This window comes from Streptomyces sp. ICC4 (assembly GCF_003287915.1).
Classification (GTDB): domain Bacteria; phylum Actinomycetota; class Actinomycetes; order Streptomycetales; family Streptomycetaceae; genus Streptomyces; species Streptomyces tritrimontium.
The window spans coordinates 3,932,010-3,957,748 of the sequence record NZ_CP030286.1; the positions used below are offsets into that span (position 1 = coordinate 3,932,010).

Here is a 25,739-nt window from a genome sequence, read left to right on the forward strand (position 1 = left end):
CGCGCCGCTCACTCGCGCGGGGGCAGACGCTCCACGCGGAGGGGGTCGAAGGTGACGCGGGTCAGCGATCCGTCCTGCGCCCAGCGCACTTCGAGGGACCCGTCGTCCGCCCCCACCTCGGTGACCACCGCGGCCGCCACGGCCACCGGGTCCGGTACCTGGTCCGGCCTTCCGGTGAGCGCGGCCAGCGCCACGTACAGGCCGTTTCCCCCGGCCCCGGCCCCGGCCGTCAGGCGCGGCACGCGGGCCCACCGGGTGAAGGCGGTCCCGGCGGGCGCCCCGGCCTCGTCCCCCACGTCCCACCCGTACAGCGGGTGGAGCTCCGAGCGCAGCGGCTCGCCGGGGCCCGTGGCCCAGCCGGTCTGCTCCACGCGGGCGCCGTACGGGGCCCCGTGCACCCGGTGTACGCGCAGTTCGTGGCGGCCCCGGACGACGGTGACGCTCTCCACCCGCAGGCCCGGCGGCGTGGGCAAGCCGCCCGGGAAGACCGGACGGTGCCAGGACGCCGCCCAGCCCCAGCCGTCCCCGTGCCCGGCCCCCAGCGGGTGGATCCGGCGCCGGGCGCTGCGCAGGCCCGCCACCACCACGGCGAGGTGGTTGTCCGGGGCGTCGGTACGCGCGGTGGGGCCGGTGCGGGTGGAGTAGGCCTGGCGGGCGTAGAGCGGGTCCTCGTCCGCGGCCGCTTGCGACTCGTCCGGCCCGACGTGGTCGCTCCCGTGGTTGTGCAGCCGTACGATCCCGTCGGCGCGGGTGGTCTGGATCAGCAGCCCGGGCGCCGCCAGCGCGAGCACCCGGTCGGGGCCCTCGCTGGGGGCGGTCTCCTCCGTCGCCGTCCACAGGGGGTGCGTCGCCGGGGCGAGCAGGCAGACGAAGGCCTTGGACGCCCAGTACGGCGAGGCCGGCCCGGAGTACGGCTGCAGGGTCGCCCCGTGCGGGCCGTGCCAGCCGAGGCTGAGCAGGCCTTCGTCGTCGACGGCGCCCCGGTCGAGGAAGTACCGCAGCGATCCGCTGATCAGCCTGCGCGAGGTGCCGGGGGTGAGGGGGGTGTGGCCGGTGACGGATCCCAGGCCGACGGCGGCCGCGGCGGCGAAGCGGTAGGTCAGCGAGCGCCCGAAGTGGATCGGCGCCCCGTCCGCCCCGAAGAGCAGCGACAGGCTGTCCAGGTGCGTCCGCAGCCGGTCGCCGTGCGGGGCCGCCGGACCGGACGGATCGGACGGGCCGGACCGGACGGCAAGATGCGCGTCGAGCACCGGATACAGGTGCAGCGCCCAGCCGTTGTAGTGGTCGAAGGCCCGGCCGTCGCCGTCGGCGTACCACCCCTGGCCCCGGTACCAGCCCTCCAGCAGCTCGAAGCCGAGCCTGCGGGCCCGGGCCGTCTCCGCGTCGCCGCGCCCCACCGACTCCAGGAAGCCGGCCACGGTGAAGGGGAAGAGGTACCAGTTGTTGGGTGCGGGCACGTGGCGCAGTGCGCCCCGCAGCCACTCCTCGGTCCGGTCCCGCACCGCGCCGTCGAGGCGGTCCCACAGCCACGGCCTGGTCAGCCGGAGCCCGAGGGCCACCGAGGCCGACTCGACCATCGGCTGGCCCTTCGCGTGGATGTCTCGGATGACCGGCCAGGACTCCGCATCGTCACGGCCGGGTGCCGCGGTCCCCGCCGCCAGCCCGTCGGCGTACCTCTCCAGCCAGCCGGACGGGTCCGCTCCCCCGGCGCCGGCCACCCGGAACGCCGCGGCGAGGAAGGTACGGGCGTACCCCTCGAGCCCGTCCGAGCGCACCCCGGAGGCAGAAGCCGGTCCCGGCAGGTCGAGCAGGGCTCCGCGCGGCGTGGCCCACCGCCACGCCGCACGCAACAGCCCGTCGGCGGCTGCCTCCCAGTGCGCGCGGGTGTAGCCGGTGTGCGGGCTCGACTCGCGGTCTTCGCGGGGCAGTCCGTGCATGCTCATGCGGGGATGCTGCCAGCCCCTCGCTGTCGGCGGGTGCGGTGAAGTCGATTCGTGAAGGTGACGGCGGATCAGGCTCCTTCACCGAGGACCGCTCGGATCAGCTCCCGTTGATCACCGGTCAGGACCGTCTCGTCGAGGTCGATCACCTGGTCGTCGACCGTGATCCGGTAGTGGAAGCCGTCCGCCACGGACGGCAGGACGCGCCGCACGAGGTCTTCCCATTCCGCGGCGTCCCGCCGGACGGAGGTGTCGATCTTCCGCACCTTGTCCACGCCGGCGAAGCCCCCTGAGCGACTGACGGTGATCAGCATGGCCGTTCTCCTTCGGAAGTCGGATCCGTGCTCACGGGGAGCGCGCACCGGCCCTTCGGCCACCGGCGGGACCCCGTGAGGTCCTGGACGCGCTTGCCCCGGATCGGCCGGTCCTCCCCCGCGGAATGCCGGGAGCGACGCCAACGGCTCGATTTCAACGGTGTCCGGCCGACGGGCGACCGGTCGAGCGGGGCCGAACGGCGCCGGCGCCCTCCACCTCCGCGTCAGCCGGCGGCGGTGGGCCAGGAACGCAGCACGGCGGAGATCCGCTCGGCGGTGCACCCCGGGTCGAGGAGGAGGTCCTTCAGTGCGATGGCGTCGTCGCGGGTGGGTTTGACCGCGATGCCGGCGGCGCCCAGGTACATGACACCGGTCGCGGCGGCCACGGCGAGGTTGGAGCGTTCGAGCCAGCGACAGCGGCCCAAGGTGTGCACCAAAGCGGCGGCCTTCGCGTAGGGGCCCTCGTAGACCGGCTCTTCGAAGAGCTCGGCGCGGTGGCGGGCGACCGCCGCCACGGGGACTCCGTAGTCGTCGGGAGCCGGGTCGTCTGCGCCCGCGACTTCGGCGACGCGCAGGATCCAGGGGACGTCGATGTGCAGTTCCATCAGGCTGCGCGCGCTCCCGAACCCTCGCGCTGCCCGTCCTCGGCCTCGTCGAAGACGCTCTGGTGCTCCGCGAGGAAGCGGGCGGCCGCCTCGACGCCGCGTGCGCGCAGGCCGCTCGCATCGTCCTGGACGAGTCGGGCGAGGTAGTCCCCGATGCTCAGCCCCAGATCCGCGGCACGCTTCTTCGCGAGCTCCGCGACGTCCTGGTCCACTCGTGCGCCCAGCTGTGTCTTCGCCATACCGCACACGGTAACAGCTGTTACCAACGCCTGCCAGGATATCGGGCGGCGGGGGCTCCTGACACGGTGACGCCGCGACACGGGGGGCGCGACACGGGGGCCGCCGTGGGCCGGGGTGTTTGCCGTCGCGGAGAATTCTCCGGCCTATCATGAACGCGCGACGGCCGCGCATTTCCCAGCCGGTTGCGGAGTCGCGCGAAAGGACGATCCCGGATGGCCGACGGTTCATCAGGAAGTCCCGGGCGCGCCGGCTTTCGCATTCCCCGTGCGCGCATTCCACGTGCGCGCATTCCATGGCGGAAAGGTCCACGGCCCGTGCCACGGGCGGGAATCGCGGCCCTGACCGCCGTTTTCTGTGTCGTGACAGCATCAGCTTCCTTGGTGGCGCACGCGGAATCGGACGCGCCCGCACCGCCCGGCATCCGCGCCGGTCCGCCTCCGCCATTGGAATCCACGGAAACGGTACTGTCCCTGCCCATGGGTGCCGTTCGCCCTGGCGACGCGGTGGAGGTTTTCCTGTTTTCCGGCGGCGACTGGGTCGAGCGCGCGGATTGGAGCGTGCTTTCCGCTGCTTTCGCCCGAAGCCTCGTCACCGAGGAATACGGGAGGGCGGCCGTGGGAGGAATGGCCCGGGTGCGGTGTGACGTCGCCCCGGGGCTCTATCCCGTGCGGGTGCCGGGGCGCAAGGACAGCGAGGGCCGACCGCTGGCCGGCGTACTGAAGGTGGCGGCCCGCACGGATCCGGCCCCGTGCGCGGACCCGTCGTCCCCGTCCACCTCACCCGCGGGCGCCGGTCCGGACCTCCGGGTGTACGGCGCCGGAGGCCTCGCCCTCGCCGGCGCCGCGGCGGGCACGGTCTGGTGGCTCCGCCGCCGCGCGATCACCGGGCCGGTTCATTAGACACGGAAGGAATGCGCGCTGTGCGTCGTACGAGCATGCGTGGACCGCTGGTGGCCGCGGCCTCCGCCGTCCTGCTGATGACCGGGACTGCCGCCGCCCCGGCAGCTCCGGCGCGGGACGCGGACCAGCGGGCGGTGGCCGAGGCACTGGCCTTCTGGACGCCGGAGCGGATCGCCGGGGCGACTCCGGTGTCGGGCCGCGGCGAGCCGCCGGAAGACACCGGGCGGCCCCGTGGCGAACGCGGCGTGGGCCGGACCGCCGCCCATTTCGCGGGCGTCAGAACCGTGGGAGTGCTGTTCGGGCGGGGCTCCTCGCTGCGCGCCCACTTCTGTACGGCGAGCGTGGTCGCCAGCCCCGGGAAGGATCTGATCCTCACCGCTAACCACTGCACCTTCACCGCCAACACGGTGTTCGTGCCGAACTACGACCGGTCCAAGAACCTGCGGTCCCAGCCGTACGGGATCTGGCCGGTCAAGAACTGGTTCAAGTACGCGGCGAACAAGGGCAGCGGCGACGTGACGGCGACGTCGGACCTCGATTTCGCCTTCGGCAAGGTCTCGGGCCATGCGCGCAGGAAGCTCCAGGACGTGACGGGCGCGAACACGCCGGCCCGTACGCCGCGCTTCGACAACAGGGTCACCGTCATCGGCTACCCCAAGATCGACCGCAATCCGCCGGACCTGGCCGTGCGGTGCGCCACCGACACGGTACGGCTGGCCGGCTACCACCAGATGAGGATCGACTGCGCCGGAATGTGGGGCGGCGTCTCGGGCGGACCCTGGTTCTCCTCCCTGGACAGGAAGACCGGCCGGGGGACGATCATCGGCAACGTCGGCGGCCACTGGGGCGGCGGCCCCAAAGTGCCCGGCAGCCATCCGATGTACCACCGGATCACCTACAGCCCGGTGTACTCGGGCTACTTCTTCACCCTGTACGAGGACGCGAAGGCCGGCCGGCGCAGCCACGAGAAGGACCGATACCGGCAACCCCGCCCGCCCTTCGGCATGGGCAACGGCTCCACGTGGAAGCACGCGAGGCTGATGGCCTCGGGCGACTACACCGGGCGCGGACGGGGACGCCGCGATCTCATCGTCGTGTGGAGCGACGGGGAGGTCACCCTCTACGCCGGGGACGGCGACAACGGGTTCTCCGGCGAGCGGCGGCTCAAAGCGGCGAACGGCACCTGGAAGCACGCGAAGACCATCACGGGCGGCGACTTCACGGGCGGCGGCCTGTCCGACCTGCTGGTCGTCTGGTCGGACGGGGAATCGTCCCTGTACCCGGACGTGGGCGGGGCGGCCGGCCTCGGCGGGGAGGTCAGAATGGCCCCGGCGGGTTCGGACTGGAGGTACGCCGAGCAGATCGTGGGCGGCGCCTTCGGAACCGCGGGCGCCGTCACCGATGTGGTGGTCCGCTGGCAGGACGGGGAGGTCACCGGCCACACGCGGGTCGGCAGGGGAACCTTCGGCGGGGAGCGCCGCCTGATGGCCCCCAACGCCCTGCTCAAACGGGGCGCCGCCGTGATGACGGCCGGGGACTTCTCCGGGAACGACAACTGGGACCTGACGGTGCGCCGGTCGGACGGGAGCCTCGTCCAGTACCAGGACACCTCACCGTCCGGGCTGGGCAAGGCGGTGCGGATGCGGGGTCCCGGCCGCACCTGGCCGCACGCCGCGGTGATGACGGCCGGCGACTTCAACGGCAACGGCCACCCGGACGATCTCGTCGTGCGCTGGTCCGACGGCGAGACCACGCTCCACGCGGACTGCGACACCGCTCTCGGATCCGAGCACACCCTCGTACCGGCGGCCGCGCGGAAGACGTGGGAAACGCGGAAGACGCGAAACGAGCGATCCGTACGGTAGCCCGCGGTCAAGCCCGGGGCGCGGCACCGGCCTTGGCCCCGGTCCGGCCCAGCGCGACCACCGCGGTCAGCACGCTCAGCGACCACAGCAAGGACGCCGTCCGGTCATGGCCGTGACGGCCCGTCCACCAGCCTGCCGCCGCGACGGCACCGAAGACGAGGCCGTCCAGAACCAACCGTCTCCAGCCGTTCAACGCCATCCGTCCGCCCTTCCACGACACCGCACCGAGTTCCCGCCCCGGCACTCCGATCACCCATCCAATCACAGAGTGCGATCAAGTCGACACTGTCCGGAGTCATGCGGTGCGGCCCGGCGCCGGGCGCGCGACAGCCCTCCCGTGGGGAGCCGGGAGGGCGCTGCGCCCGGGATGGTCCGGAGCCACACCATATGCACGGAAACGCGCGCCCCCATAGGTATATGGCAGGGGCAATTCCGGATTTCCGGTCCCGCCCGCACCGCGCCGCCCGAACCACCGGGGGCCGGGTCCGGCGGCGGTGCGATCCGGCCAGGGCCGGCGCTCCGCCCTGGCGCTCGCGCGGCGGGCCCGGTTTCACTGCGGGCCCATGAGACGACACAGGACCATGGGCGCGCTCGGCGCGCTGGCCCTCGCGGCGGCCACCCTCGCCGCCGCGGGTCCCGCGGCCGCGGCCGAACCCGGCGGCCCGCGCGCGACGGCCGCCCCCGCACCGGCGGCATCACCGGGCACGGAGCCGCCGCCCGCCGAGTTCGGAACGGACTGGCACGACCCCCTCACCCCTGGGACGGGGGAACCGCGAAAGTCAGCCCGGGGGGGTTCGTCGGCAGCGGCAGATGGGTATAAGGGACAGGGCTACCGCGCCCTGGCGGTCGCGCAGCGGGCGTGCCGTCAGTGCGGCAGGGTCGCCGGGGAGCCGCCGTTCGCCTCGTAGCCGGCGACCGCCAGGGCGCGGTAGACCGCGTACGAGGCCGCCGGGTCCTGGTCGGCCGACCAGGGCAGGGCGCCCACGTAGCCGTCGACGTGCCGGACCTGGTCCATCGCCTCGGCCCAGCGCTCGCCGCCGACCAGGAACAGCAGCAGCAGGTGCCGTACGTGCGCCAGCATCGGGTCGTCGGCCCGCGCGCTGTGGACCGCGTACAGCGCGCCCTCCACCGCGCGGGTCACGGCCGCGCTCTGGTGGAAGCTGCGGATCAGGACCACCTCGGGGACGTGCTCGTACAGCGCGAACAGCGGCAGCGCCGCCAGCAGCGAGCCCCGCGGGGCACGGGCGGCCGCGTGGTGGGTGAAGGCGTCGGCCTTCTCCCGGGAGCCGTGCCACTTCGCGCACCAGTAGTTCAGCGCGGCCAGGTGCGCGCCCATGTGCTGCGGCGCCCGGTCGACGATCAGCGCCCACAGCACGTCGTACTCGGCCTCCGAGTAGTGCAGCATCCGGGCGACGGCCAGCTCGATGATGTACGGGACCGGGTCGCCGGGGGCGAGCAGCGCGGCCGCGCGGCAGGAGTCGCGGGCCTCCTCCGCGATGATCCGGACGTCGGCGTCGCTCATGCCCTCCGGGCGCCGCCACATCTGCTGCGCCAGCAGCTCGGCGTGCACCTGCGCACCGCCCGCGTCCTTCGGAGCCTCCAGCCGCCACGCCTTCAGCCACCGCGCGCCCGCCCCGGGCTCACGGGAGAGTTCGAGGGCGGCCGAGCCGGCGAAGGCCTGGACGCGCTGCCAGCGCACCTCGCCGTCCTTCGGGGTGCCGGCCAGCAGCTGGGAGGCGGCCTGCCACTGGCCGGTCCGCTGCACGTTGGACAGGGCGTCCATCAGGTCTTGGTCGGGGCCGGGGATCCGGATGTCGAGCTCCTCCTGGCGGGCGAATCCGTAGTCCGAGGGGTCGGCGGCGTCGGGGCTGCCGGGCGCGACGAGGCGCAGGCCACCGCGCCTGCGCCGTACGTACGGCGCGATGACCGCCGCGAGCAGGCCGATCGCGAACAGGAACCACAGAATCTCCATGCCCCCAGCGAACCAGACGCACCCGCACGAAGGCCAATAGGGGGCCACGGGACGGCGGGATCCGGGGCCGCGCCGGGGCCGGACGGGGCATAGCATCGGGCCATGAGCGACGACAGCCACGAGCACCAGAGCTTCGAGACCCGCGCCATCCACGCGGGCAATACGGCGGACCCGCAGACCGGTGCGGTCGTGCCCCCGATCTACCAGGTCTCCACGTACAAGCAGGACGGCGTCGGCGGACTGCGCGGCGGCTACGAGTACAGCCGCAGCGGCAACCCGACCCGGACCGCGCTGGAGGACAACCTCGCGGCGCTGGAGGGCGGCCGGCGCGGCCTCGCCTTCGCGTCCGGGCTCGCCGCCGAGGACTGCCTGCTGCGCACGCTGCTTTCGCCGGGCGACCACGTGGTCATCCCGAACGACGCCTACGGCGGCACCTTCCGCCTCTTCGCGAAGGTCGTCTCCCGCTGGGGCGTCGAGTGGTCGGTGGCCGACACCTCCGACCCGGCGTCGGTGCGCGCGGCGATCACCCCGAAGACCAAGGTCATCTGGGTCGAGACCCCCTCCAACCCGCTGCTCGGCATCACCGACATCGCCGTCGTCGCCGACATCGCGCGGACGGCCGGCGCCAAGCTGGTCGTCGACAACACCTTCGCGTCCCCCTACCTGCAGCAGCCCCTCGCGCTCGGCGCGGACGTGGTCGTGCACTCGCTGACCAAGTACATGGGCGGCCACTCCGACGTCGTCGGCGGCGCGCTCGTCACCGCCGACGCGGCGCTGGGCGAGGAACTGGCCTACCACCAGAACGCGATGGGCGCCGTGGCCGGGCCCTTCGACTCGTGGATCGTGCTGCGCGGCATCAAGACGCTGGCCGTCCGGATGGACCGGCACGCGGAGAACGCGACGAAGGTCGCGGAGATGCTGACCCGCCACCCCAAGGTCCACAAGGTCCTCTACCCGGGCCTGCCCGAGCACCCGGGCCACGAGATCGCCGCCAAGCAGATGCGCAACTTCGGCGGCATGATCTCCTTCCAGGTCACCGGCGGCGAGGAGGAGGCGGTCGCGCTCTGCGCCCGCACCAAGATCTTCACCCTGGCCGAGTCCCTGGGCGGTGTCGAGTCCCTCATCGAGCACCCGGGCCGCATGACCCACGCCTCGGTGGCCGGTTCGGCGCTGGAGGTCCCGGCGGACCTGGTGCGCCTGTCGGTCGGCATCGAGAACGTCGACGACCTGCTGGCGGACCTCGCGCAGGCGCTGGGCTAGCAGCGAAGATCACCGGCGGGACCCGCCCGGACGGCCCCCTGGGGGAGCGTCTGGCGGGTCCCGTACGGGAGCGTCCGGCGGGTCCCGTGCGGGGAGCGTCCTACCAGGGCGGGGAGACCTCGCTCGACGGGGTCGTCCACGCGTGCGTCAGCGAGGCCCACACCACGAAGGCCACCACGAGCGTGGCCAGCAGGGTCCAGCCGATCCTGCGGACCACCGCGCGGCGCCGCAGCAGCCGGTCGCCGCGCGCCGCCGCGCCCGCCGCCAATCCGGCCGGCACCACGGGGTACGGGCCCTCCATGAGCTTCCTGACCTGGACTTCCTTGGGATCCGGGGGGCTCATGCGGCCTCCCGGCCGGGATCGGACCGGGTGGCGGAGTCCGCCCCGGGCGCACCGGCGGTCCGGGGGCGCAGCCCGGCCACGGCGCGGCCGCACAGCGCCCGCACCCGCTCGGGCGGCAGCCCCAGCTGGGCCGCCGTGACCTCCTCGGCCACCCCTTCGTAGATCCGCAGGACCAGCACGAGCCGTTCCAGCGGGCCCAGCGGCGCCAGCACCCCGCTGCCGCCGTGGTGGCGGCGGCCCGTGCGGGCGAAGGCGGCGCACAGCTCCTGGCGGGTGTGGTCGTACGGATCGTCCCCGCGCAGCCGGCGCCAGTTCGCGTACGTACGGGCCAGCGCGCCGCCGAGCAGTCCGCGCGCGGCGGGCGCGTCCTCCTCCGGCTCGGCCGTGAGGAGGATCGCGACACGCAGAAGCCGCCCCGCCGCACCCGCGACGAAGGCCTCGAACTCCGCGTAAGGGCCCGGCCCGTGGTCCACAGACCACATAGTGCGGCCTGCGGGACCACCCCGGTCAAGGGGTCGGTCGCACCCGGATCAGGAGGCGGGGCCGGCCTCGGAGACCGCCGACATCAGCTCGGACAGCGAGATGTTGAAACGGGTCAGCAGCGCGGTGAACGACTCGCGCTCCTCCTCGTTCCAGCCGTCCGTCACCCGGGCCATCAGCTCGCGCCGCGAGGAGCGGACCTCTTCCAGCCGCGCGAGCCCGCGCGCAGAGAGCGCGAGCACCACGGCCCGCCCGTCCTCCGGGTGCGAGGTCCGCTTGACCAGGCCGCTGTCGACGAGCGGCGCGACCTGCCGGGTCACCGTGGACGAGTCGATGCCCATGCCGCCGGCGAGCGCCTTGACGCCCATCGGGCCTTCCAGGTCGAGCCGGTTCAGCAGCAGGTACGCGGCCCGGTCCATGGAGTTGCGGGCCTGGCCGACCCCGCCCAGGCGGGTCTGCTCCGCGCGCCGGGCGAAGACCGCCACCTGGTGCTGGAGCGCGTCGAGGAGACCGGCTTCGGCGGGCGCGCCGGCCGGCGCGGGCAGGTCGGAACTGGCCGAGGTGGAGGGCATGGCCGTGAGCTCTCTTCGCATGGGGCCGACAAGGATGGGGGACAGAGTACGCGGCCGTGCGGCGGCTCGTACTCCTCGTACAAGAACTGATACGGCCCGTGTGGGAGCCCGGGCGCGGGCCGCCCCGGATGGCCGGATTTCGCCCGCCCGGGTCCCGCTCCCGGCCCCTTCGTCCTGCGCCGCGATCCACGCGGGCTGCGAGACTGGCCGCATGAACTACCGCGTGCCGCAGCCCGTCCCGCAGGTCATCCTCGACGACGTCCGGGGGGCCCAGAAGATGCTCTCCGGCGTCTCCCGGGTGACCGCGATGGAGGGCAGCCGGTACCTCACCTCACTCACCGGCTCACCCGTGCACCTGAAGTGCGAGAACCTCCAGCGCACCGGCTCCTTCAAGCTGCGCGGGGCGTACGTGCGCATCGCGGGCCTGCGCCCCGAGCAGCGCGCCGCCGGCGTCGTCGCCGCCAGCGCGGGCAACCACGCGCAGGGCGTGGCGCTCGCCTCCTCGCTCCTCGGGGTCCGCTCGACGGTGTTCATGCCGCTGGGGGCCCCGCTGCCGAAGGTGGCGGCGACCCAGGACTACGGCGCCGAGGTGCGGATGCACGGGCAGGTCGTGGACGAGACGCTGGCCGCCGCCCAGGAGTACGCGGAGCGCACCGGGGCCGTCTTCATCCACCCCTTCGACCACCGCGACATCATCGCGGGCCAGGGCACCGTCGGCCTGGAGATCCTGGAGCAGTGCCCGGAGGTCCGCACGATCCTGCTCGGCATCGGCGGCGGCGGGCTCGCGGCCGGTGTGGCGGTCGCGGTCAAGGCGCTGCGCCCGGACGTGCGGGTGATCGGCGTACAGGCGGCGGGCGCGGCCGCCTACCCGCCCTCGCTGAAGGCCGGGCACCCGGTGTCCGTCGACAACCCGGTCACGATGGCGGACGGCATCAAGGTCGGCCGCCCCGGCGACATCCCCTTCAGGATCATCGGGGAACTGCTCGACGACGTCCGCACGGTCTCGGAGGACGCCCTGTCCAGCGCCCTGCTGCTCTGCCTGGAGCGGGCGAAGATGGTCGTCGAGCCGGCCGGGTGCAGCCCGGTGGCCGCGCTGCTGAGCGAGCCCGAACGGTACGGCGACGGCCCGGTGGTGGCCGTCCTGTCCGGCGGCAACGTCGATCCGCTGCTCCTCCAGCGGATCCTGCGCCACGGCATGGCGGCGGCCGGCCGCTACCTGTCGCTGCGGCTGCGCGTGACCGACCGGCCGGGGGCGCTGGCCGGTCTGCTGGCGGTGTTGTCAGTGGTGGACGCGAACGTGTTGGACGTGAGCCACGTACGGACCGATCCGCGCCTCGGGCTCACGGAGGTGGAGGTGGAACTGCACCTGGAGACGAAGGGGCCCAAGCACTGCGCGGAGGTCGCGCGTTCGCTGCACAACGCCGGGTACAAGGTCATGAGCTAGAAATCCGTGGCGGCACGCGATATAGCGCGTTACGGTGGCGCCCGGACGGCGGGCTCCGGCCCCCGACCCTAGGATTTGCGTAGGAATAAGACGATTCTGCGACCCGATTCACTCTTGGGAGAATCCATATGCCAGGCGCCATCTACGCCGAAGGCCTGGTCAAGACCTTCGGTGATGTACGGGCTCTGGACGGCGTGGACCTCGATGTCCCCGAAGGCACCGTTCTCGGCCTGCTCGGCCCCAACGGCGCGGGCAAGACAACGACCGTGCGCGTCCTGACCACCCTGCTCCAGCCCGACAGCGGCAAGGCCGTCGTCGCGGGCATCGACGTCCTCAAGCACCCCAACGAAGTCCGCCGCGCGATCGGGCTCTCCGGCCAGTTCGCCGCCGTCGACGAGTACCTGACCGGCCGCGAGAACCTCCAAATGGTGGGCCAGCTCTACCAGATGAGCGCCAAGGCGGCCAAGGTCCGCGCCGCCGAACTGCTGGAGCGCTTCAACCTCGGCGACGCCGCGGACCGCACGGCCAAGACGTACTCCGGCGGCATGCGCCGGCGCCTCGACCTCGCCGCGGCCCTCGTGGTCAGCCCGCCCGTGATGTTCATGGACGAGCCCACCACCGGACTCGACCCGCGCAACCGCCAGGCGCTGTGGGGGATCATCCAGGAGCTCGTCGCGGGCGGCACCACCCTGCTGCTCACCACGCAGTACCTGGAGGAGGCCGACCACCTCGCGCACGACATCTGCGTCGTCGACCACGGCAAGGTCATCGCGCGCGGCACCTCCGACCAGCTCAAGGCCCAGACGGGCGGCGAGCGCGTCGAGGTCGTCGTGCACGAGCGCGAGCACATAGCCACCGCCCGCGAGGTCCTCACGGGGTTCGGCAAGGGCGAGACCACCGTCGAGGAGCACACCCGCAAGCTGACCGTCCCGGTCTCCGGCGGCGCCAAGCTGCTCGCCGAGGTCATCCGCGAACTGGACGGCCGCGGCATCGAGATCGACGACATCGGCCTGCGCCGTCCCACCCTGGACGACGTGTTCATCTCCTTGACCGGCCACGCCGCGGAGCTGGCGGCCGAGGAGAACGGCGAGGCGGCCCCCGCCGACGCGAAGTCCAAGGGCGGCCGCAAGGCCCGCAAGGAGGCGGCGAAGTGACCCTCACCTCCACGACCCCGGAACTGGCGGCGCCCCGCCCGCGCGGCGGCATCGTCCAGGGAGTCAGCGACTCCCTGGTCATGGCCAAGCGGAACCTGATCCGCATGTCCCGCATCCCCGAGATGATCATCTTCGGCGTGATCCAGCCGGTGATGTTCGTCGTCCTCTTCAGCTACGTCTTCGGCGGCTCGATCTCCGTCGGCGGCAACACCTCGCCCGCCGCCTACCGAGAGTTCCTGATGGCGGGCATCTTCGCCCAGACCGTCACCTTCGCCACGGCCGGCGCGGGCGCGGGCATCGCGGACGACATGCACAAGGGCCTCATCGACCGCTTCCGGTCGCTGCCCATGGCCCGCGGCGCGGTCCTGACCGGCCGCACCCTCGCCGACCTCGTGCAGACCACCCTCACGCTCGTCGTCCTGGCGGTCGTGGCGCTGCTCGTCGGCTGGCGCACCCACACCAACATCGGCGAGGTCCTGGGCGGCTTCGCCCTGCTGCTCCTGCTCGGCTACGCCTTCTCCTGGATCGGCGCCCTGATCGGCCTGTCGGTGCGCACCCCGGAGGCAGCCACCTCGGGCGGGCTGATCTGGCTCTTCCCGCTGACGTTCATCTCGAACGCCTTCGTCCCCTCCGACAACATGCCGACCTTCCTGCGGCACATCGCGGAGTGGAACCCCTTCAGCGCCACCGTCCAGGCGGCCCGCGAGCTCTTCGGGAACCTCCCGCCGGGCTACCCGACCCCCGAGGCCTGGCCGATGCAGCACCCGGTCATCGCGTCCATCCTCTGGTCGGTGCTGATCATCGTGGTCTTCCGCACGCTGGCGGTGCGCAAGTACCGCTCGGCGACGGCCTGACCACGCGGCGCCCGATCACGCCCCGCACAGCACTTCGCCCCGCCGGGCAGCAGCCCGGCGGGGCGAAATCCTGCGAAGGGGGTGATCAGCCGTTGAACGGCTTGACGTCAAGGATCTTGACCAAGGCCTTCTTGCCGTTCGGCAGCTCGTACTCGGCGTCCTCGCCGATCCTCTTGCCCATCACGCCGGTGCCCAGCGGCGACTGCGGGGAGTAGGTCTCGAAGTCCGAGGACGCGTACTCGCGCGAGGCCAGCAGGAACTCCATGGTGTCGTTCTCGTCACCGTCGAAGGCGATCTTGACGAGCGTGCCGGGGGCCACCTCGCCGTCGGAGGCGGGCGCGGTGCCGACCTTGGCCTTCTCCAGGAGCTGCGTCAGCTGGCGGATGCGGAGCTCCTGCTTGCCCTGCTCCTCCTTGGCCGCGTGGTAGCCGCCGTTCTCCCGGAGGTCGCCTTCCTCACGCGCCGCAGCGATCTTGATCGTGATCTCCGTGCGGGCGGGACCAGAGAGGTACTCCAGCTCGGCCCTCAGCTGGTCGTACGCCGCCTGGGTCAGCCAGGTGGCGCTCTCGCTCGTCTGGGTCACGGGTGCTCCTCGTCGGTACAGGGGACTACAAAAGCCGCCAGCGGCGGACGAAACCACGAGCCTAACAATTCGGGACGGGAAGGGGGAGGACACCAAGCGTGTGAAGTGCGTCAGGGCGCGGCGGCGGAGCCTGGAAAGGCGGCTCCACCGGAAGGAACGGCTCCGCGGCCCGGCGTGTTGCCCGGCCCGGCCGGTTCCCGTCCCCCGCTACTTCGCGGAGCCGGCCTCCCGGCAGCCGATCAGGTCGATCATCGTGGCCCGGCCGGTGGTCTTCAGCGTCACGACCTCGTCCACGCGCTCGTCCTTCTGCGCGAACGTGAAGTCGGCGCGGCCCACCTCGCCGTGCGCCTCGTCCTGCGAGCTCAGCGTGCACACCCCGGTGACCGAGGCGTCCTTGCGCACTTCGAGGTGCACCTCGACGGCGCTGTCGGAGACCACCTTGAACTTGATCACCTCGGCGCTGACGTTCTGCCCGCCGACGTAGTCCCAGCCGATCCAGCCGACCACGCCCAGCAGCCCGATGCCCAGCACCGAACCGACGATCTTGAGCTTGCGGTCCGCACGCTCGTCCGCCGACCGGCCGTAGCGGCCCTCGGGCAGCCCTTCGCGCACCGCACTCATCGATCGTTCCCTTCGAGATGCCCGAACACCGCCGAATTCCGGGGCGACCCCCCGGAATTTTTCCACCCCCCGATTCGGTCACTATAGGAGGCGTACGCCCTGACGACTCAAAGAGGATCCTGTCTTGACCGAGCAGCTTCGACTGATGGCCGTCCACGCCCACCCCGACGACGAGTCGAGCAAGGGCGCGGCCACCATGGCCAAGTACGTGTCCGAGGGGGTGTCCGTCCTGGTGGTGACCTGCACCGGCGGTGAGCGCGGCTCCGTCCTCAACCCCAAGCTCCAGGGCGACAAGTACATCGAGGAGAACATCCACGAGGTGCGCGCCAAGGAGATGGACGAGGCGCGCGAGATCCTCGGTGTCGACCAGGAGTGGCTGGGATACGTCGACTCCGGTCTGCCCGAGGGCGACCCGCTGCCCCCGCTGCCCGAGGGCTGCTTCGCCCTCGCGGACCTCGACGAGGCGGCCGGCAGCCTGGTGCGCAAGATCCGCGCCTTCCGGCCGCAGGTCATCACCACGTACGACGAGAACGGCGGCTACCCGCACCCCGACCACATCATGACCCACAAGATCTCGATGGCGGCCTTCGAGCACGCGGCCGACACCGAGAAGTACCCCGAGGCCGAGTTCGGCCCGGCGTACCAGCCGCGGAAGCTCTACTACAACCAGGGCTTCAACAAGCCGCGCACCGTCGCCCTGCACGAGGCGCTCCTCGCGCGCGGCATGGAATCCCCGTACGGGGAGTGGCTCGAGCGGTGGAAGGAGTTCCAGCGCGCCGAGCGGACGCTGACCACCCACGTGCCCTGCGGCGACTTCTTCGAGATCCGGGACAAGGCGCTCATCGCGCACGCCACGCAGATCGACCCGGACGGCGGCTGGTTCCGCGTGCCGATGGAGATCCAGCAGGACGTCTGGCCGACCGAGGAGTACGAGCTGGCGAAGTCGCTCGTGGACACTTCCCTCCCCGAGTCCGACCTCTTCGCGGGCATCCGGGAGAATGCGTAGCTATGAGCGCTACGCAGGCAGCACTGAACGAGCTTCTTCCGCTGGCGGGTGACACCTTCGACAAGGACAAGGTGACCCCCGGAATCCTGGGCTTCCTCGTGTTCGCGGCCCTCGCCCTCGGGGTGTGGGGCCTGATGAAGTCGATGAGCCGGCACATGGGCCGGGTCGACTTCAAGGAAGCCCCGGAGCCCACCCCGGGGGACGGTACGCGCACCCCGTAGGGGCCCGCGGCGCCCGTACGCCGCTTCGTGCGACCGCCGCCCGGCCGGCAACCGGCAGGGCGGCGGCTTCCGCACGCGCACAGGGGGCACGGCCTAGTGCGGGGGAAGCGGGACCGCGATCCCCATGATCTCCCGCGAGTGCAGGTTCGGGACGAGCGACAGCCGCCACGCCTGCCAGCCCTCCGACGGGTCGACCCCGCGCGCCAGGATCACCGCGTAGGACTCCAGGCAGTCCTCCAGCCGCCCGTCCCGCATCGGGTGCGGGGCCGCCGCCAGCCGCGCCAGCTCCGTGCGCGCCTCGTCCGCCTCCCCCGGGAGCGAGTACGGCAGGAGCGTGCAGCGCAGGAAGCGCGCCCAGTCCTCCCCGCGCCGGTCCCCGTAGGAGATGAACAGCCGCACCGCCTCCTCGCACAGGCCCACCGCCTGCGCCACGCGCGCGTTGCCCGCGTCCACCACCGCCAGCTCCAGGCAGGTCCAGGCCTCCCCGTGGGCCAGCCCGATCCGCCGGAAGTCCGCCCGCGCGTCCATCAGGAGCTGCCGGGCGAAGCCGGAGTTCTTCAGGTTCCCCGTCTGCGCCGCCCGCTGGTCGCGCGTCACCCGGCCCGAGTGGTGGCGGGCGTGCGCGAGCCCGTACACGTCCCGCATCCGCGAGAACATCGTGCGGGCCCGCTCCAGCTCCCGCACCGCCCGGTCGCGCTCCCCGGCCTCCTCCAGCGCCTGCCCGAGGTAGTACAGGGTCCACGCCTCGCCGCGCGCGTCCTCCGCCTCCCGGTGGCGGGCCAGCGCGTCGCGCAGCCGCTCCAGCGCCGGACCCGGATCCCCGTCGACGACCCGGGCCCGCCCCAGCTGGGTCAGCGCCCAGGCCTGGCCGCGGTCGTCGCGCGTGCGCCCGTACAGCTCCAGGGCCAGGCGCAGCTCCGCCTCCGCGCGCCCCACCTCGCCCAGGCGCAGGTACACCTGGCCGAGCTGGAGGTGCGCCCAGGCCTCGCCGTGCACGCTCTCGCTCTCGCGGTGCAGGACCAGGGACTCGCGCAGCAGCCGCAGCGCCTCCGCGAGGTTCGCGCGGTCGCGCTCGACCGAGCCCAGCGCGTGCAGGGCCCACGCCCGGTCGCCGGCCAGCTCGGGCGGAGCCTGGAGCACGAGCGCCTCGCGGATCCGGGCCGAGGCCTCGGGCAGGTTGCCCTGGTGGTGCAGGGTGATGCCGAGCGAGACCAGGGCCATGCCCGCGCCGGCCTCCTGATGTGCCTCCATGTACTGGTCGACCACCGAGGTCAGGGTGGTGCGGGCCTTGTCGAGCTCACCGAGCTGGCGGGCCGCGATGCCCGTACGCCACTGCACCGAGCGGCTCAGCCGGCCCGGCTGCCCCGGCCGGCCGGCCTCCCCCTGCTGGCCCGCCTCGACGGCCTGCGTCAGCTCGTTGATCTCACCGAGCCGGTACAGGTCTCCGCGCAGCAGGCAGAAGTCGCAGAGCGCGCCCAGCAGGTCGAGCACCGCCTGCTGGTCCACGCCCTCCGAATGCCGCAGCGCCGCCGTGATGAAGCTCGACTCGTCGTCCAGCCAGCGCAGCGCCGTGTCGAGGGAGGCGAAGCCGTGGCTCCCGAAGTGGTTGGCGCGCGTGGACATCTTCCCGTCGACCATGCGGATCACGGAGTCGGCGAGCTGCGCGTACGTCCGGATCAGCCGCTCGTGCGCCGCCGCGGCCCCGGCCCGGTCCTCGTCGCGCGCCAGCCGGGCCGCCGCGTACGAGCGCACCGCGTCGTGCATCCGGAAGCGGTCCCCGCGCACGTGGTCCAGCAGCCCCGCCCGGGACAGCTCGCGCAGCAGCCGCCCGGCCTCCGCCTGGTCCGCGTCGATCAGCGCCGCCGCCGCGGCCGCGCCGAGCGAGGCCCGGCCGGCCAGGGTCAGCCGGCGCAGCAGCCGGCGCCGCTCCTCGGGCAGGGCCGCGTAGGCGAGGTCGAGCGCGGCGTCCAGGGAGTCCCCGGCGCCGCCCGCGCCCGCGCCCGCGCCCGCCGCGTCCTTGGCCGCCGCGGACTCGGCCCCCTCGGCGTCCGCGGGGCCCTCGGCGGCCGACAGGCCCTCGGGGCGCCGCGCGGTCCCGAGGGGGGCCAGTACGCGCAGCGCCAGCGGCAGCCCCGCACCCAGCGCGAGCAGCCCCCGCAAGGTCTCCTCGCGGTACGGGGCCCCCTCGGCGTCCGCCCCGGCCCCCGGCGCGCCCGCCCGGACCACCTCGGCGCCCGCCTCCGCCGTGAGCCGCGACACCGGCAGCTGGTACACCCAGGCCGCCTGGCCCGCGGCCAGGTCCAGCGGCTCCCGTGCCGTGACCAGGACCAGGCTCTCGGAGCGCTCGGGCACGAGCGTCCGTACCTGCGCGGCGTCGACGGCGTCGTCCAGGACCACCGTCACCGGCGTGCCCTGCAGGTGCTGGTGGTACAGCTCGCCGAGCCTGCGCACCTGCTGCTCCGCCGAGGAGCCCTCCCGGAAGAGCAGCTGCTCCCGGGGGGCGCCGAGCCGGTTCATCAGGTGCAGCAGCGCCTCGCGGGTCGGCAGCGGAGTCTCGGCCGCCCCGCCCCGCAGGTCCACCACGCAGGCACCCTTGAACTGGTCCCGCAGCGCCTGCGCGGCGTGCAGCGCCAGCGTGGTGCGGCCCACGCCGGGCTCGCCGTGCAGCACCACGACCACCGGGCGGGTCTCGGTGCTGGCCCGGGCGGACTGCACCCACTGCGCGATCCGGGCCAGCTCCGCCCGCCGGCCCGCGAACACCCCGTCGAGCTCGGGGAGCTGGCCGAAGGACTGCTCCAGCATGCTCCGCCTGCGGGCCTCGGCGCTGCGGTTGGTGGGGCGGGCGGCGGAGCCGCCCCCGGTGCTCCCGTTCGTGTGGCCGGGGGAGGAGTGGGTGGCGCGGGCGGCCGCGGCCGCCACCTTGCGCTGCTGCTCCAGGAACGGCCGTATCCCGCGCACCTCCAGGGCCGACAGCCACTGCAGCTTCAGCTGCTCCGTGCCGCCCGGGCGGCCCAGCTCACCGGCGCGCCGGTTCGCGGCCGGCAGGTGCAGGGCGGTCACCTTGACGACGGTGGCCGTGGCCCCGGCCACGCCCGTGACGGCCCCGGCGGTCAGCGCCGTGCCGAGCGCCACGCCGAAGGCCAGGTCGGCCCCGACCGCGGCGGCCGCGGCCACGGCCGTCACCAGCAGCGCCGTCGAGGTGTTCGCACGCCGGAAGGCCTCGCCCAGCGACTCGTCCCCCGCCGCGGCCTCGTCCAGGGCCCGTGCGTACGCCTCGTACTCGGCGGAGGCGCTCGCCGCGAGCGCGTCCAGCGCCTCCTTGCCGCGGGCGAGCAGCGCCGCCTTGGCCTCCGGGGTCCCGGCGGCCCCGCCCGCGCCCCGCCGGGCTTCCTCGTCCACGGCCCGTCCCAGCAGTCGCTCGGCCTCACCGCGATGGCTGTCCCGCATCGGCATCCCCCTCAGAGAGCTCCGGCACCGTGTCACAAGTGTCCTTCGGTACGGTCGCGAGCGCGAGGGAATCTGAGCTAGTTCAGAGGGAGTTGACGCTCAACCGGTCGCATAGGGTGGTCGGGTGGGCAGACGCTGGGGGACTCGGGAACTGTGCGCGGCCGCGGCGCTGCTCTCCGCGGCGACCTGCTGCGATTGGCCGCAAGCCCCCCTGCCGGAACAGGGTTTCGCGGTCCGCTACGAGAAGCCCGTGGCGGCCGACCGGCCCCACCACCGCTTCCTGACCAGCTGGGGCCTCGTCGAGCTCACCGTCGACGACCTCAACGACTACGTCGAGCTCCCTCACCGGGTCACCGTGGTCGCCCGGTCCTGCCACGGCGAGGGCACCGGCTACGACCCCGAGACCCGCCGCATCGAGCTCTGCTACGACGATCTGACCGAGCAGCGCGACCTGTTCGGCCGTGACGAGGACCTCGCCGAGACCGTCCGGGAGACGCTGTACCACGAGGCGGGCCACGCCCTCATCGACGCGCTGGACCTCCCGGACGAGGGGGACCGCGCCGAGGAGGACGCCGCCGACCGCTTCGCCCAGGTCGCGCTGCTGACCCGCGACCCCGAGGGCGACGACACCCTCCTGACGGCAGCCCGCGCCTACGACGCCGGGGCCGCCGAGCAGCCCCCCGATCCCACGGACGTGCACGCCCCGGACGCCGCCCGCGCGGAGTCCCACCGCTGCGCCGTCCAGGGCGCGTTCCCCGCCGAGCACAAGGACCTCGCCACCCCGGCCCGCTCCGACTGCGCCGCCACCTGGACCCGCACCCGCACCACCTGGACCGAGACCCTGGCCCCCCTCCTGCGCCACTGACCGACCCGGGGCGGGACACCGGCGCCGGGGTCGTCGGGCGCGGTGACCCGGTGCGGCAGGATGGCCCCATGCCGAACCGCCTCGCGAACGAGACCTCCCCCTACCTGCTCCAGCACGCCGACAACCCCGTCGACTGGTGGCCCTGGTCCCCGGAGGCCTTCGCGGAGGCGCGGGAGCGGGGGGTGCCCGTCCTGCTGAGCGTCGGTTACTCGAGCTGTCATTGGTGTCATGTCATGGCCAACGAGTCCTTCGAGGATGAGCTGACGGCCGTCTACATGAACGAGCACTTCGTCAACGTCAAGGTGGACCGCGAGGAGCGCCCCGACATCGACGCCGTCTACATGGAGGCCGTGCAGGCGGCCACCGGGCAGGGCGGGTGGCCCATGACCGTGTTCCTGACCCCCGACGCCGAGCCCTTCTACTTCGGCACCTACTTCCCGCCCGAGCCCAAGCACGGCATGCCGTCCTTCATGCATGTCCTCGAAGGCGTGCGGACCGCCTGGGTGGGGCGGCCCGAGGAGGTCGCCGAGGTCGCGCAGCGGATCGTACGGGACCTCGCGGGGCGCAAGCTCGACTACGGGAAGGCGGGCACGCCCGGTCCCGAGGAGCTCGCGCAGGCGCTGCTCGGCCTGACGCGGGAGTTCGATTCCGTGCACGGCGGATTCGGCGGGGCGCCGAAGTTCCCGCCGTCCATGGTGCTGGAGTTCCTGCTGCGCCACCACGCCCGGACCGGGTCCGAGGGGGCGCTGCAGATGGCCGCCGACACGTGTGAAGCCATGGCTCGGGGTGGCATCTACGACCAGCTCGGGGGTGGGTTCGCGCGCTACTCCGTGGACCGGGAGTGGGTGACACCGCATTTCGAAAAGATGCTCTACGATAACGCCCTGCTTTGTCGGGTGTACGCACACCTGTGGCGGTCGACCGGATCGGAGCTCGCCCGGCGCGTGGCCCTGGAGACCGCCGACTTCATGGTCCGCGAACTGCGCACCTCCGAGGGCGGCTTCGCCTCCGCCCTCGACGCCGACAGCGAGGACCCGGCCACCGGGAAGCACGTGGAAGGGGCCTACTACGCCTGGACCCCCGCCCAGCTGCGCGAGGTGCTCGGCGAGGAGGAGGCGGCGCTCGCCGCCGCCTGCTTCGGGGTGACCGGGGAGGGGACCTTCGAGCACGGGGCGTCCGTGCTGCAACTCCCCGCCGACGGCCCGGACATCGCCCCGGAGCGGCTCGCGGGCATCAAGGAGCGGCTGCTGGCCGCCCGCGACGCCCGGCCCGCGCCCGGGCGCGACGACAAGATCGTCGCCGCCTGGAACGGACTGGCCGTCGCCGCCCTCGCCGAGTGCGGGGCCTTCTTCGACCGGCCCGACCTGGTCGAGCGGGCCACCGAGGCCGCGGACCTCCTCGTACGGGTCCACTTCGACGCGGCGGCCGGGCGGGCCCGGCTGGCGCGGACGAGCAGGGACGGGCAGGTCGGGGCCAACGCCGGCGTGCTGGAGGACTACGGGGACGTGGCGGAGGGGTTCCTGGCGCTGGCCGCGGTCACCGGCGAAGGGGTCTGGCTGGAGTTCGCCGGGTTCCTCGTGGACCTGGTCCTGGACCGGTTCACCGCCGAGGACGGGACGCTGTACGACACCGCGCACGACGCGGAGCGGCTGATCCGCCGGCCCCAGGACCCGACCGACACCGCCGCCCCCTCCGGCTGGACCGCCGCCGCCGGCGCGCTGCTCTCGTACGCCGCGCACACCGGCTCGGAGCCGCACCGCACGGCGGCCGAGCGGGCGCTGGCCGTGGTGCACGCGCTCGGGCCGCGCGCGCCGCGCTTCATCGGGCACGGGCTGGCGGTGGCCGAGGCGCTCGTCGACGGGCCGCGCGAGGTCGCCGTCGTCGGGCATCCGCAGGACCGGGCGCGGGAGGCGCTGCACCGCACCGCGCTGCTGGGTACGGCTCCCGGGGCGGTGGTGGCGACCGGTCTGCCGCAGGCGGCGGACGGCAGCGGCGGCGAGTTCCCGCTGCTCGCCGAGCGGACCCTCGTGGACGGGCTCTCGACGGCGTACGTCTGCCGGCACTTCGTCTGCGCCCGCCCCACGACGGATCCGGCCGAGCTCGCGGATCAGCTGGGGACGGCCCGCCCCTGACGCGGCCGGCCACGACCGGGGGCCCCGCCGCGCACGCGGCCGGCCCCCGGTCGTGGCCTGGTCACGGCGCTAGTGCGAGTAGGCGGCCAGTGAGATGCCGACGTAGTGCGCCACGAACGCGGCGAGCGTCAGCGAGTGGAACACCTCGTGGAAGCCGAAGAAGCGCGGGGAGGGGTTCGGGCGCTTCATGCCGTAGATGACCCCGCCGGCGCTGTAGAGGAGTCCGCCCACGATGACGAGCACCAGGACCGTGATCCCGCCGGTCCGCATGAACTCGGGGAGGAAGAAGACGGCCGCCCAGCCCATCGCGATGTAGCAGGGGGTGTACAGCCAGCGCGGGGCGCCGACCCAGAAGACGCGGAAGGCGATGCCGGCCGCCGCCGCGATCCAGACCGCCCACAGCAGGGTCCGCCCGCTGGAGTCGGGCAGGAGCAGCACGGTCAGCGGTGTGTACGTGCCCGCGATGATCAGGAAGATGTTGGCGTGGTCGAGCCGCCGCAGGACGGCCTCGCCGCGCGGACCCCACGTACCCCGGTGGTACACGGCGCTGACGCCGAAGAGCAGGCACGCGGTGAGGACGTACACCCCGCACGCGACCCGGGCCCGGGTCGAGTCGGTGAATGCCATGAGGACGAGGCCGGCGATCACCACGGCGGGGAACATGCCGGTGTGCAGCCAGCCGCGCATGAGCGGCTTGGCCTCCGGATCGGCCTCCGGATCGGCCGGTTCGACCACCGGAGCGGCCACGGCAGCGGCGTCAGAAGTCATGCCGGCCATGCTACCTACGGTTGCGTAGGTTTCCGTTAGTGCGCTTTACGGAAGATTGACCGGAGTGGCGATGCTCACGTGAGAGGCCCTCTGGACATATGCGCACATCCACCGGATGATCAGATGAGTGCGGTCGGCACCGGATGAGCGGAGCGCGAAGCGTCCGGGTCGCGGCCCCCACGGGGCAACACCAATCAAACCCCTCAACAAGGAGCGATCGTGGCGCGCGACATCGCGGCTGGCACCACTTCCGACGTCCCGACCAACCACCAGGAGCTGGTCTCCTGGGTCGGCGACATCGCGGCCCTCACCCAGCCGGACCGCATCGTCTGGTGTGACGGCTCGGAGTCCGAGTACGAGGCCCTCTGCGAGGAGCTCGTCTCCAAGGGCACCTTCAAGAAGCTGGACCCGGCCAAGCGCCCGAACTCGTACTACGCCGCCTCCGATCCCTCCGACGTCGCGCGCGTCGAGGACCGGACCTTCATCTGCTCCGAGAAGGAGGAGGACGCGGGCCCGACCAACCACTGGAAGGCCCCCTCCGAGATGAAGGCCCTTTTTACCGGTGAGGGGGGCTTCGCCGGCAAGGGCGAGGAGGGCGGCATCTTCCGCGGCTCCATGAAGGGCCGCACCATGTACGTGGTGCCCTTCTGCATGGGCCCGCTCGGCTCCGAGCTCTCCGCGATCGGCGTCGAGATCACCGACTCCGCCTACGTCGCCGTCGCCATGCGCACCATGACCCGCATGGGCAAGCCCGTCCTCGACGAGCTCGGCACCGACGGGTTCTTCGTCAAGGCCGTCCACACCCTCGGCGCTCCGCTCGCCGAGGGCCAGGCCGACGTGCCGTGGCCGTGCAACACCACCAAGTACATCTCGCACTTCCCCGAGACCCGCGAGATCTGGTCCTACGGATCGGGCTACGGCGGCAACGCCCTGCTCGGCAAGAAGTGCTACGCGCTGCGCATCGCGTCCGTCATGGCGCGCGACGAGGGCTGGCTCGCCGAGCACATGCTGATCCTCAAGCTCACCCCGCCGGCCTCCGCCGCCGGCTCGGTCGAGCCCAGGTACATCGCCGCCGCGTTCCCGAGCGCCTGCGGCAAGACGAACCTGGCCATGCTGGAGCCCACGATCCCCGGCTGGACCGTCGAGACCGTCGGTGACGACATCGCCTGGATGCGCTTCGGCGAGGACGGTCGCCTGTACGCGATCAACCCCGAGGCCGGCTTCTTCGGCGTCGCGCCCGGCACCGGCGAGCACACCAACGCCAACGCCATGAAGACGATGTACGCCAACACCGTCTTCACCAACGTCGCGCTCACCCCCGACGGCTCCGACGTCTGGTGGGAGGGCATGACCGAAGAGGCGCCCGCCCGCCTCATCGACTGGAAGGGCAACGACTGGACCCCGGAGAGCGACACCCCGGCGGCCCACCCCAACGCCCGCTTCGCCGTCCCGGCCTCCCAGTGCCCGACGATCGCCGACGAGTGGGAGGACCCCAAGGGCGTCCCGATCTCCGCGATCCTCTTCGGCGGCCGCCGCGCCTCCGCCGTGCCGCTGGTCACCGAGTCCTTCGACTGGAACCACGGCGTCTTCATCGGCTCGAACATCGCGTCCGAGAAGACCGCCGCCGCCGAGGGCAAGGTCGGCGAGCTGCGCCGCGACCCCTTCGCCATGCTGCCGTTCTGCGGCTACAACATGGGCGACTACATGGGTCACTGGGTCGACGTGGCCAAGGGCAAGGACCAGTCCAAGCTCCCGAAGATCTACTACGTGAACTGGTTCCGCAAGAACGACGCGGGCAAGTTCGTGTGGCCCGGCTTCGGCGAGAACAGCCGCGTCCTGAAGTGGATCGTCGAGCGCCTCGACGGCACCGCGGAGGGCGTGGAGACCCCGATCGGCATCCTGCCGACCGTGGCCTCCCTGGACACCGACGGCCTGGACCTGCCCGCCGCCGACCTGGAGTTCCTCCTCACGGTCGACAAGGAGGTCTGGCGCGACGAGGCCTCGCTGGTCCCGGCGCACCTGAACACCTACGGCGACCACACGCCGAAGGAGCTGTGGGACCAGTACGAGGCCCTGGTCGAGCGCCTCGGCTGAACCCGGCCACTCACATGAAGCTCCTGCGGCCGGCTGTCCCCGGCCGCGGGTCGACGCGGG

Annotated in this window: 24 protein-coding genes; 11 read left to right on the plus strand and 13 right to left on the minus strand. The window is 72.9% G+C overall.

The window, feature by feature from the left end:
* Positions 1-8 precede the first annotated feature (8 nt).
* From DRB89_RS18195 to DRB89_RS18210, 4 genes are all read right to left on the minus strand, one after another.
* Positions 9-1,943 carry a DUF2264 domain-containing protein gene (locus DRB89_RS18195; protein WP_112448751.1) on the minus strand — a complete coding sequence of 645 codons (1,935 nt, stop codon included), beginning with the start codon at positions 1,941-1,943 and terminating at the stop codon, positions 9-11.
* 68 nt (positions 1,944-2,011) lie between these two features.
* Positions 2,012-2,254, minus strand: a complete 243-nt coding sequence (locus tag DRB89_RS18200; RefSeq protein WP_112448752.1) for a protealysin inhibitor emfourin — start codon at positions 2,252-2,254, stop codon at positions 2,012-2,014.
* Positions 2,255-2,478: 224 nt separating this feature from the next.
* Complete coding sequence (locus DRB89_RS18205; RefSeq protein ID WP_112448753.1) at positions 2,479-2,859, minus strand: fic family toxin-antitoxin system, toxin component; 381 nt, start codon at positions 2,857-2,859, stop codon at positions 2,479-2,481.
* On the minus strand, positions 2,859-3,098 hold the full coding sequence (locus DRB89_RS18210) for a hypothetical protein (protein ID WP_112448754.1): 240 nt from the start codon (positions 3,096-3,098) through the stop codon (positions 2,859-2,861). Before DRB89_RS18210 ends, DRB89_RS18205 begins: the two co-directional genes overlap by 1 nt.
* 558 nt (positions 3,099-3,656) lie before the next feature.
* On the opposite strand from DRB89_RS18210, the gene DRB89_RS18215 reads away from it, so the two are divergent.
* Both DRB89_RS18215 and DRB89_RS18220 read left to right on the plus strand, forming a co-directional pair.
* A complete protein-coding gene (locus DRB89_RS18215) occupies positions 3,657-3,998 on the plus strand; it encodes a hypothetical protein (protein WP_162688631.1) in 342 nt (113 codons plus the stop codon).
* 20 nt (positions 3,999-4,018) lie between these two features.
* Positions 4,019-5,863 carry a trypsin-like serine protease gene (locus DRB89_RS18220; protein WP_204357718.1) on the plus strand — a complete coding sequence of 615 codons (1,845 nt, stop codon included), beginning with the start codon at positions 4,019-4,021 and terminating at the stop codon, positions 5,861-5,863.
* Positions 5,864-5,870: 7 nt separating this feature from the next.
* On the opposite strand, the gene DRB89_RS18225 is transcribed toward DRB89_RS18220, so the two are convergent.
* Both DRB89_RS18225 and DRB89_RS18235 read right to left on the minus strand, forming a co-directional pair.
* Positions 5,871-6,116 carry a hypothetical protein gene (locus tag DRB89_RS18225; protein WP_162688632.1) on the minus strand — a complete coding sequence of 82 codons (246 nt, stop codon included), beginning with the start codon at positions 6,114-6,116 and terminating at the stop codon, positions 5,871-5,873.
* 612 nt (positions 6,117-6,728) lie between these two features.
* The gene (locus DRB89_RS18235) at positions 6,729-7,835 is read right to left on the minus strand and encodes a hypothetical protein (RefSeq protein ID WP_112450902.1); all 1,107 of its coding nucleotides are present in this window, start codon (positions 7,833-7,835) and stop codon (positions 6,729-6,731) included.
* Between the two features lie 102 nt (positions 7,836-7,937).
* On the opposite strand from DRB89_RS18235, the gene DRB89_RS18240 reads away from it, so the two are divergent.
* Positions 7,938-9,095 carry a cystathionine gamma-synthase gene (locus DRB89_RS18240; RefSeq protein ID WP_112450903.1) on the plus strand — a complete coding sequence of 386 codons (1,158 nt, stop codon included), beginning with the start codon at positions 7,938-7,940 and terminating at the stop codon, positions 9,093-9,095.
* A gap of 100 nt (positions 9,096-9,195) precedes the next feature.
* Here DRB89_RS18240 and DRB89_RS18245 read toward each other — a convergent pair whose 3' ends face one another.
* The 3 genes from DRB89_RS18245 to DRB89_RS18255 are packed head-to-tail and all read right to left on the minus strand — an operon-like array spanning position 9,196 to position 10,490.
* A complete protein-coding gene (locus tag DRB89_RS18245; RefSeq protein WP_112450904.1) occupies positions 9,196-9,438 on the minus strand; it encodes a hypothetical protein in 243 nt (80 codons plus the stop codon).
* Entirely contained in the window at positions 9,435-9,911 is a 477-nt protein-coding gene (locus tag DRB89_RS18250) for a sigma factor-like helix-turn-helix DNA-binding protein (RefSeq protein ID WP_239516209.1), read from the minus strand. The genes DRB89_RS18245 and DRB89_RS18250 overlap by 4 nt, the downstream gene beginning before the upstream one ends.
* A gap of 57 nt (positions 9,912-9,968) precedes the next feature.
* The gene (locus DRB89_RS18255) at positions 9,969-10,490 is read right to left on the minus strand and encodes a MarR family transcriptional regulator (protein WP_112450906.1); all 522 of its coding nucleotides are present in this window, start codon (positions 10,488-10,490) and stop codon (positions 9,969-9,971) included.
* Positions 10,491-10,701: 211 nt separating this feature from the next.
* Between DRB89_RS18255 and ilvA the strand changes: the two genes are divergently transcribed.
* From ilvA to DRB89_RS18270, 3 genes are all read left to right on the plus strand, one after another.
* Positions 10,702-11,934 (plus strand): threonine ammonia-lyase, encoded by a 1,233-nt coding sequence (ilvA, locus tag DRB89_RS18260; protein WP_112450907.1) that lies wholly within the window; start codon positions 10,702-10,704, stop codon positions 11,932-11,934.
* 128 nt (positions 11,935-12,062) lie between these two features.
* Positions 12,063-13,088 carry an ATP-binding cassette domain-containing protein gene (locus tag DRB89_RS18265; RefSeq protein ID WP_112450908.1) on the plus strand — a complete coding sequence of 342 codons (1,026 nt, stop codon included), beginning with the start codon at positions 12,063-12,065 and terminating at the stop codon, positions 13,086-13,088.
* Complete coding sequence (locus DRB89_RS18270; RefSeq protein ID WP_112450909.1) at positions 13,085-13,942, plus strand: ABC transporter permease; 858 nt, start codon at positions 13,085-13,087, stop codon at positions 13,940-13,942. The genes DRB89_RS18265 and DRB89_RS18270 overlap by 4 nt, the downstream gene beginning before the upstream one ends.
* Before the next feature lie 85 nt (positions 13,943-14,027).
* Here the strand turns inward: DRB89_RS18270 and greA are convergent, their stop codons facing one another.
* Positions 14,028-14,525: a transcription elongation factor GreA gene (gene greA, locus DRB89_RS18275; protein ID WP_112450910.1), complete on the minus strand. Its 498-nt coding sequence runs from the start codon at positions 14,523-14,525 to the stop codon at positions 14,028-14,030.
* A gap of 207 nt (positions 14,526-14,732) precedes the next feature.
* Positions 14,733-15,146: a DUF4307 domain-containing protein gene (locus DRB89_RS18280; RefSeq protein ID WP_112450911.1), complete on the minus strand. Its 414-nt coding sequence runs from the start codon at positions 15,144-15,146 to the stop codon at positions 14,733-14,735.
* A 124-nt stretch (positions 15,147-15,270) separates the two neighbouring features.
* Here DRB89_RS18280 and mca point away from each other — a divergent pair, with 124 nt between their 5' ends.
* Complete coding sequence (mca, locus tag DRB89_RS18285) at positions 15,271-16,152, plus strand: mycothiol conjugate amidase Mca (RefSeq protein WP_112450912.1); 882 nt, start codon at positions 15,271-15,273, stop codon at positions 16,150-16,152.
* A 2-nt stretch (positions 16,153-16,154) separates the two neighbouring features.
* Positions 16,155-16,373 (plus strand): hypothetical protein, encoded by a 219-nt coding sequence (locus DRB89_RS18290; protein ID WP_112450913.1) that lies wholly within the window; start codon positions 16,155-16,157, stop codon positions 16,371-16,373.
* Between the two features lie 93 nt (positions 16,374-16,466).
* On the opposite strand, the gene DRB89_RS18295 is transcribed toward DRB89_RS18290, so the two are convergent.
* Positions 16,467-19,820: an ATP-binding protein gene (locus DRB89_RS18295; RefSeq protein ID WP_204358146.1), complete on the minus strand. Its 3,354-nt coding sequence runs from the start codon at positions 19,818-19,820 to the stop codon at positions 16,467-16,469.
* Positions 19,821-19,944: 124 nt separating this feature from the next.
* Here DRB89_RS18295 and DRB89_RS18300 point away from each other — a divergent pair, with 124 nt between their 5' ends.
* Positions 19,945-20,685 (plus strand): DUF4344 domain-containing metallopeptidase, encoded by a 741-nt coding sequence (locus DRB89_RS18300; protein WP_112451183.1) that lies wholly within the window; start codon positions 19,945-19,947, stop codon positions 20,683-20,685.
* A 68-nt stretch (positions 20,686-20,753) separates the two neighbouring features.
* A complete protein-coding gene (locus tag DRB89_RS18305) occupies positions 20,754-22,817 on the plus strand; it encodes a thioredoxin domain-containing protein (protein ID WP_162688633.1) in 2,064 nt (687 codons plus the stop codon).
* A 69-nt stretch (positions 22,818-22,886) separates the two neighbouring features.
* Here the strand turns inward: DRB89_RS18305 and DRB89_RS18310 are convergent, their stop codons facing one another.
* The gene (locus tag DRB89_RS18310; RefSeq protein ID WP_204357840.1) at positions 22,887-23,594 is read right to left on the minus strand and encodes a hemolysin III family protein; all 708 of its coding nucleotides are present in this window, start codon (positions 23,592-23,594) and stop codon (positions 22,887-22,889) included.
* Between the two features lie 210 nt (positions 23,595-23,804).
* On the opposite strand from DRB89_RS18310, the gene DRB89_RS18315 reads away from it, so the two are divergent.
* Positions 23,805-25,679, plus strand: a complete 1,875-nt coding sequence (locus DRB89_RS18315; RefSeq protein ID WP_112451181.1) for a phosphoenolpyruvate carboxykinase (GTP) — start codon at positions 23,805-23,807, stop codon at positions 25,677-25,679.
* Positions 25,680-25,739 lie beyond the last annotated feature (60 nt).

Bases quoted from the DNA above. Each gene is read 5' to 3' on its own strand.
- DRB89_RS18195 (WP_112448751.1), bottom strand. From the start codon at position 1,943: ATGAGCATGCACGGACTGCCCCGCGAAGACCGCGAGTCGAGCCCGCAC.
- DRB89_RS18200 (WP_112448752.1), bottom strand. From the start codon at position 2,254: ATGCTGATCACCGTCAGTCGCTCAGGGGGCTTCGCCGGCGTGGACAAG.
- DRB89_RS18205 (WP_112448753.1), bottom strand. From the start codon at position 2,859: ATGGAACTGCACATCGACGTCCCCTGGATCCTGCGCGTCGCCGAAGTC.
- DRB89_RS18210 (WP_112448754.1), bottom strand. From the start codon at position 3,098: ATGGCGAAGACACAGCTGGGCGCACGAGTGGACCAGGACGTCGCGGAG.
- DRB89_RS18235 (WP_112450902.1), bottom strand. From the start codon at position 7,835: ATGGAGATTCTGTGGTTCCTGTTCGCGATCGGCCTGCTCGCGGCGGTC.
- DRB89_RS18240 (WP_112450903.1), top strand. From the start codon at position 7,938: ATGAGCGACGACAGCCACGAGCACCAGAGCTTCGAGACCCGCGCCATC.
- DRB89_RS18245 (WP_112450904.1), bottom strand. From the start codon at position 9,438: ATGAGCCCCCCGGATCCCAAGGAAGTCCAGGTCAGGAAGCTCATGGAG.
- DRB89_RS18255 (WP_112450906.1), bottom strand. From the start codon at position 10,490: ATGCCCTCCACCTCGGCCAGTTCCGACCTGCCCGCGCCGGCCGGCGCG.
- ilvA (WP_112450907.1), top strand. From the start codon at position 10,702: ATGAACTACCGCGTGCCGCAGCCCGTCCCGCAGGTCATCCTCGACGAC.
- DRB89_RS18265 (WP_112450908.1), top strand. From the start codon at position 12,063: ATGCCAGGCGCCATCTACGCCGAAGGCCTGGTCAAGACCTTCGGTGAT.
- DRB89_RS18280 (WP_112450911.1), bottom strand. From the start codon at position 15,146: ATGAGTGCGGTGCGCGAAGGGCTGCCCGAGGGCCGCTACGGCCGGTCG.
- DRB89_RS18290 (WP_112450913.1), top strand. From the start codon at position 16,155: ATGAGCGCTACGCAGGCAGCACTGAACGAGCTTCTTCCGCTGGCGGGT.
- DRB89_RS18295 (WP_204358146.1), bottom strand. From the start codon at position 19,820: ATGCGGGACAGCCATCGCGGTGAGGCCGAGCGACTGCTGGGACGGGCC.
- DRB89_RS18305 (WP_162688633.1), top strand. From the start codon at position 20,754: ATGCCGAACCGCCTCGCGAACGAGACCTCCCCCTACCTGCTCCAGCAC.
- DRB89_RS18310 (WP_204357840.1), bottom strand. From the start codon at position 23,594: ATGGCCGGCATGACTTCTGACGCCGCTGCCGTGGCCGCTCCGGTGGTC.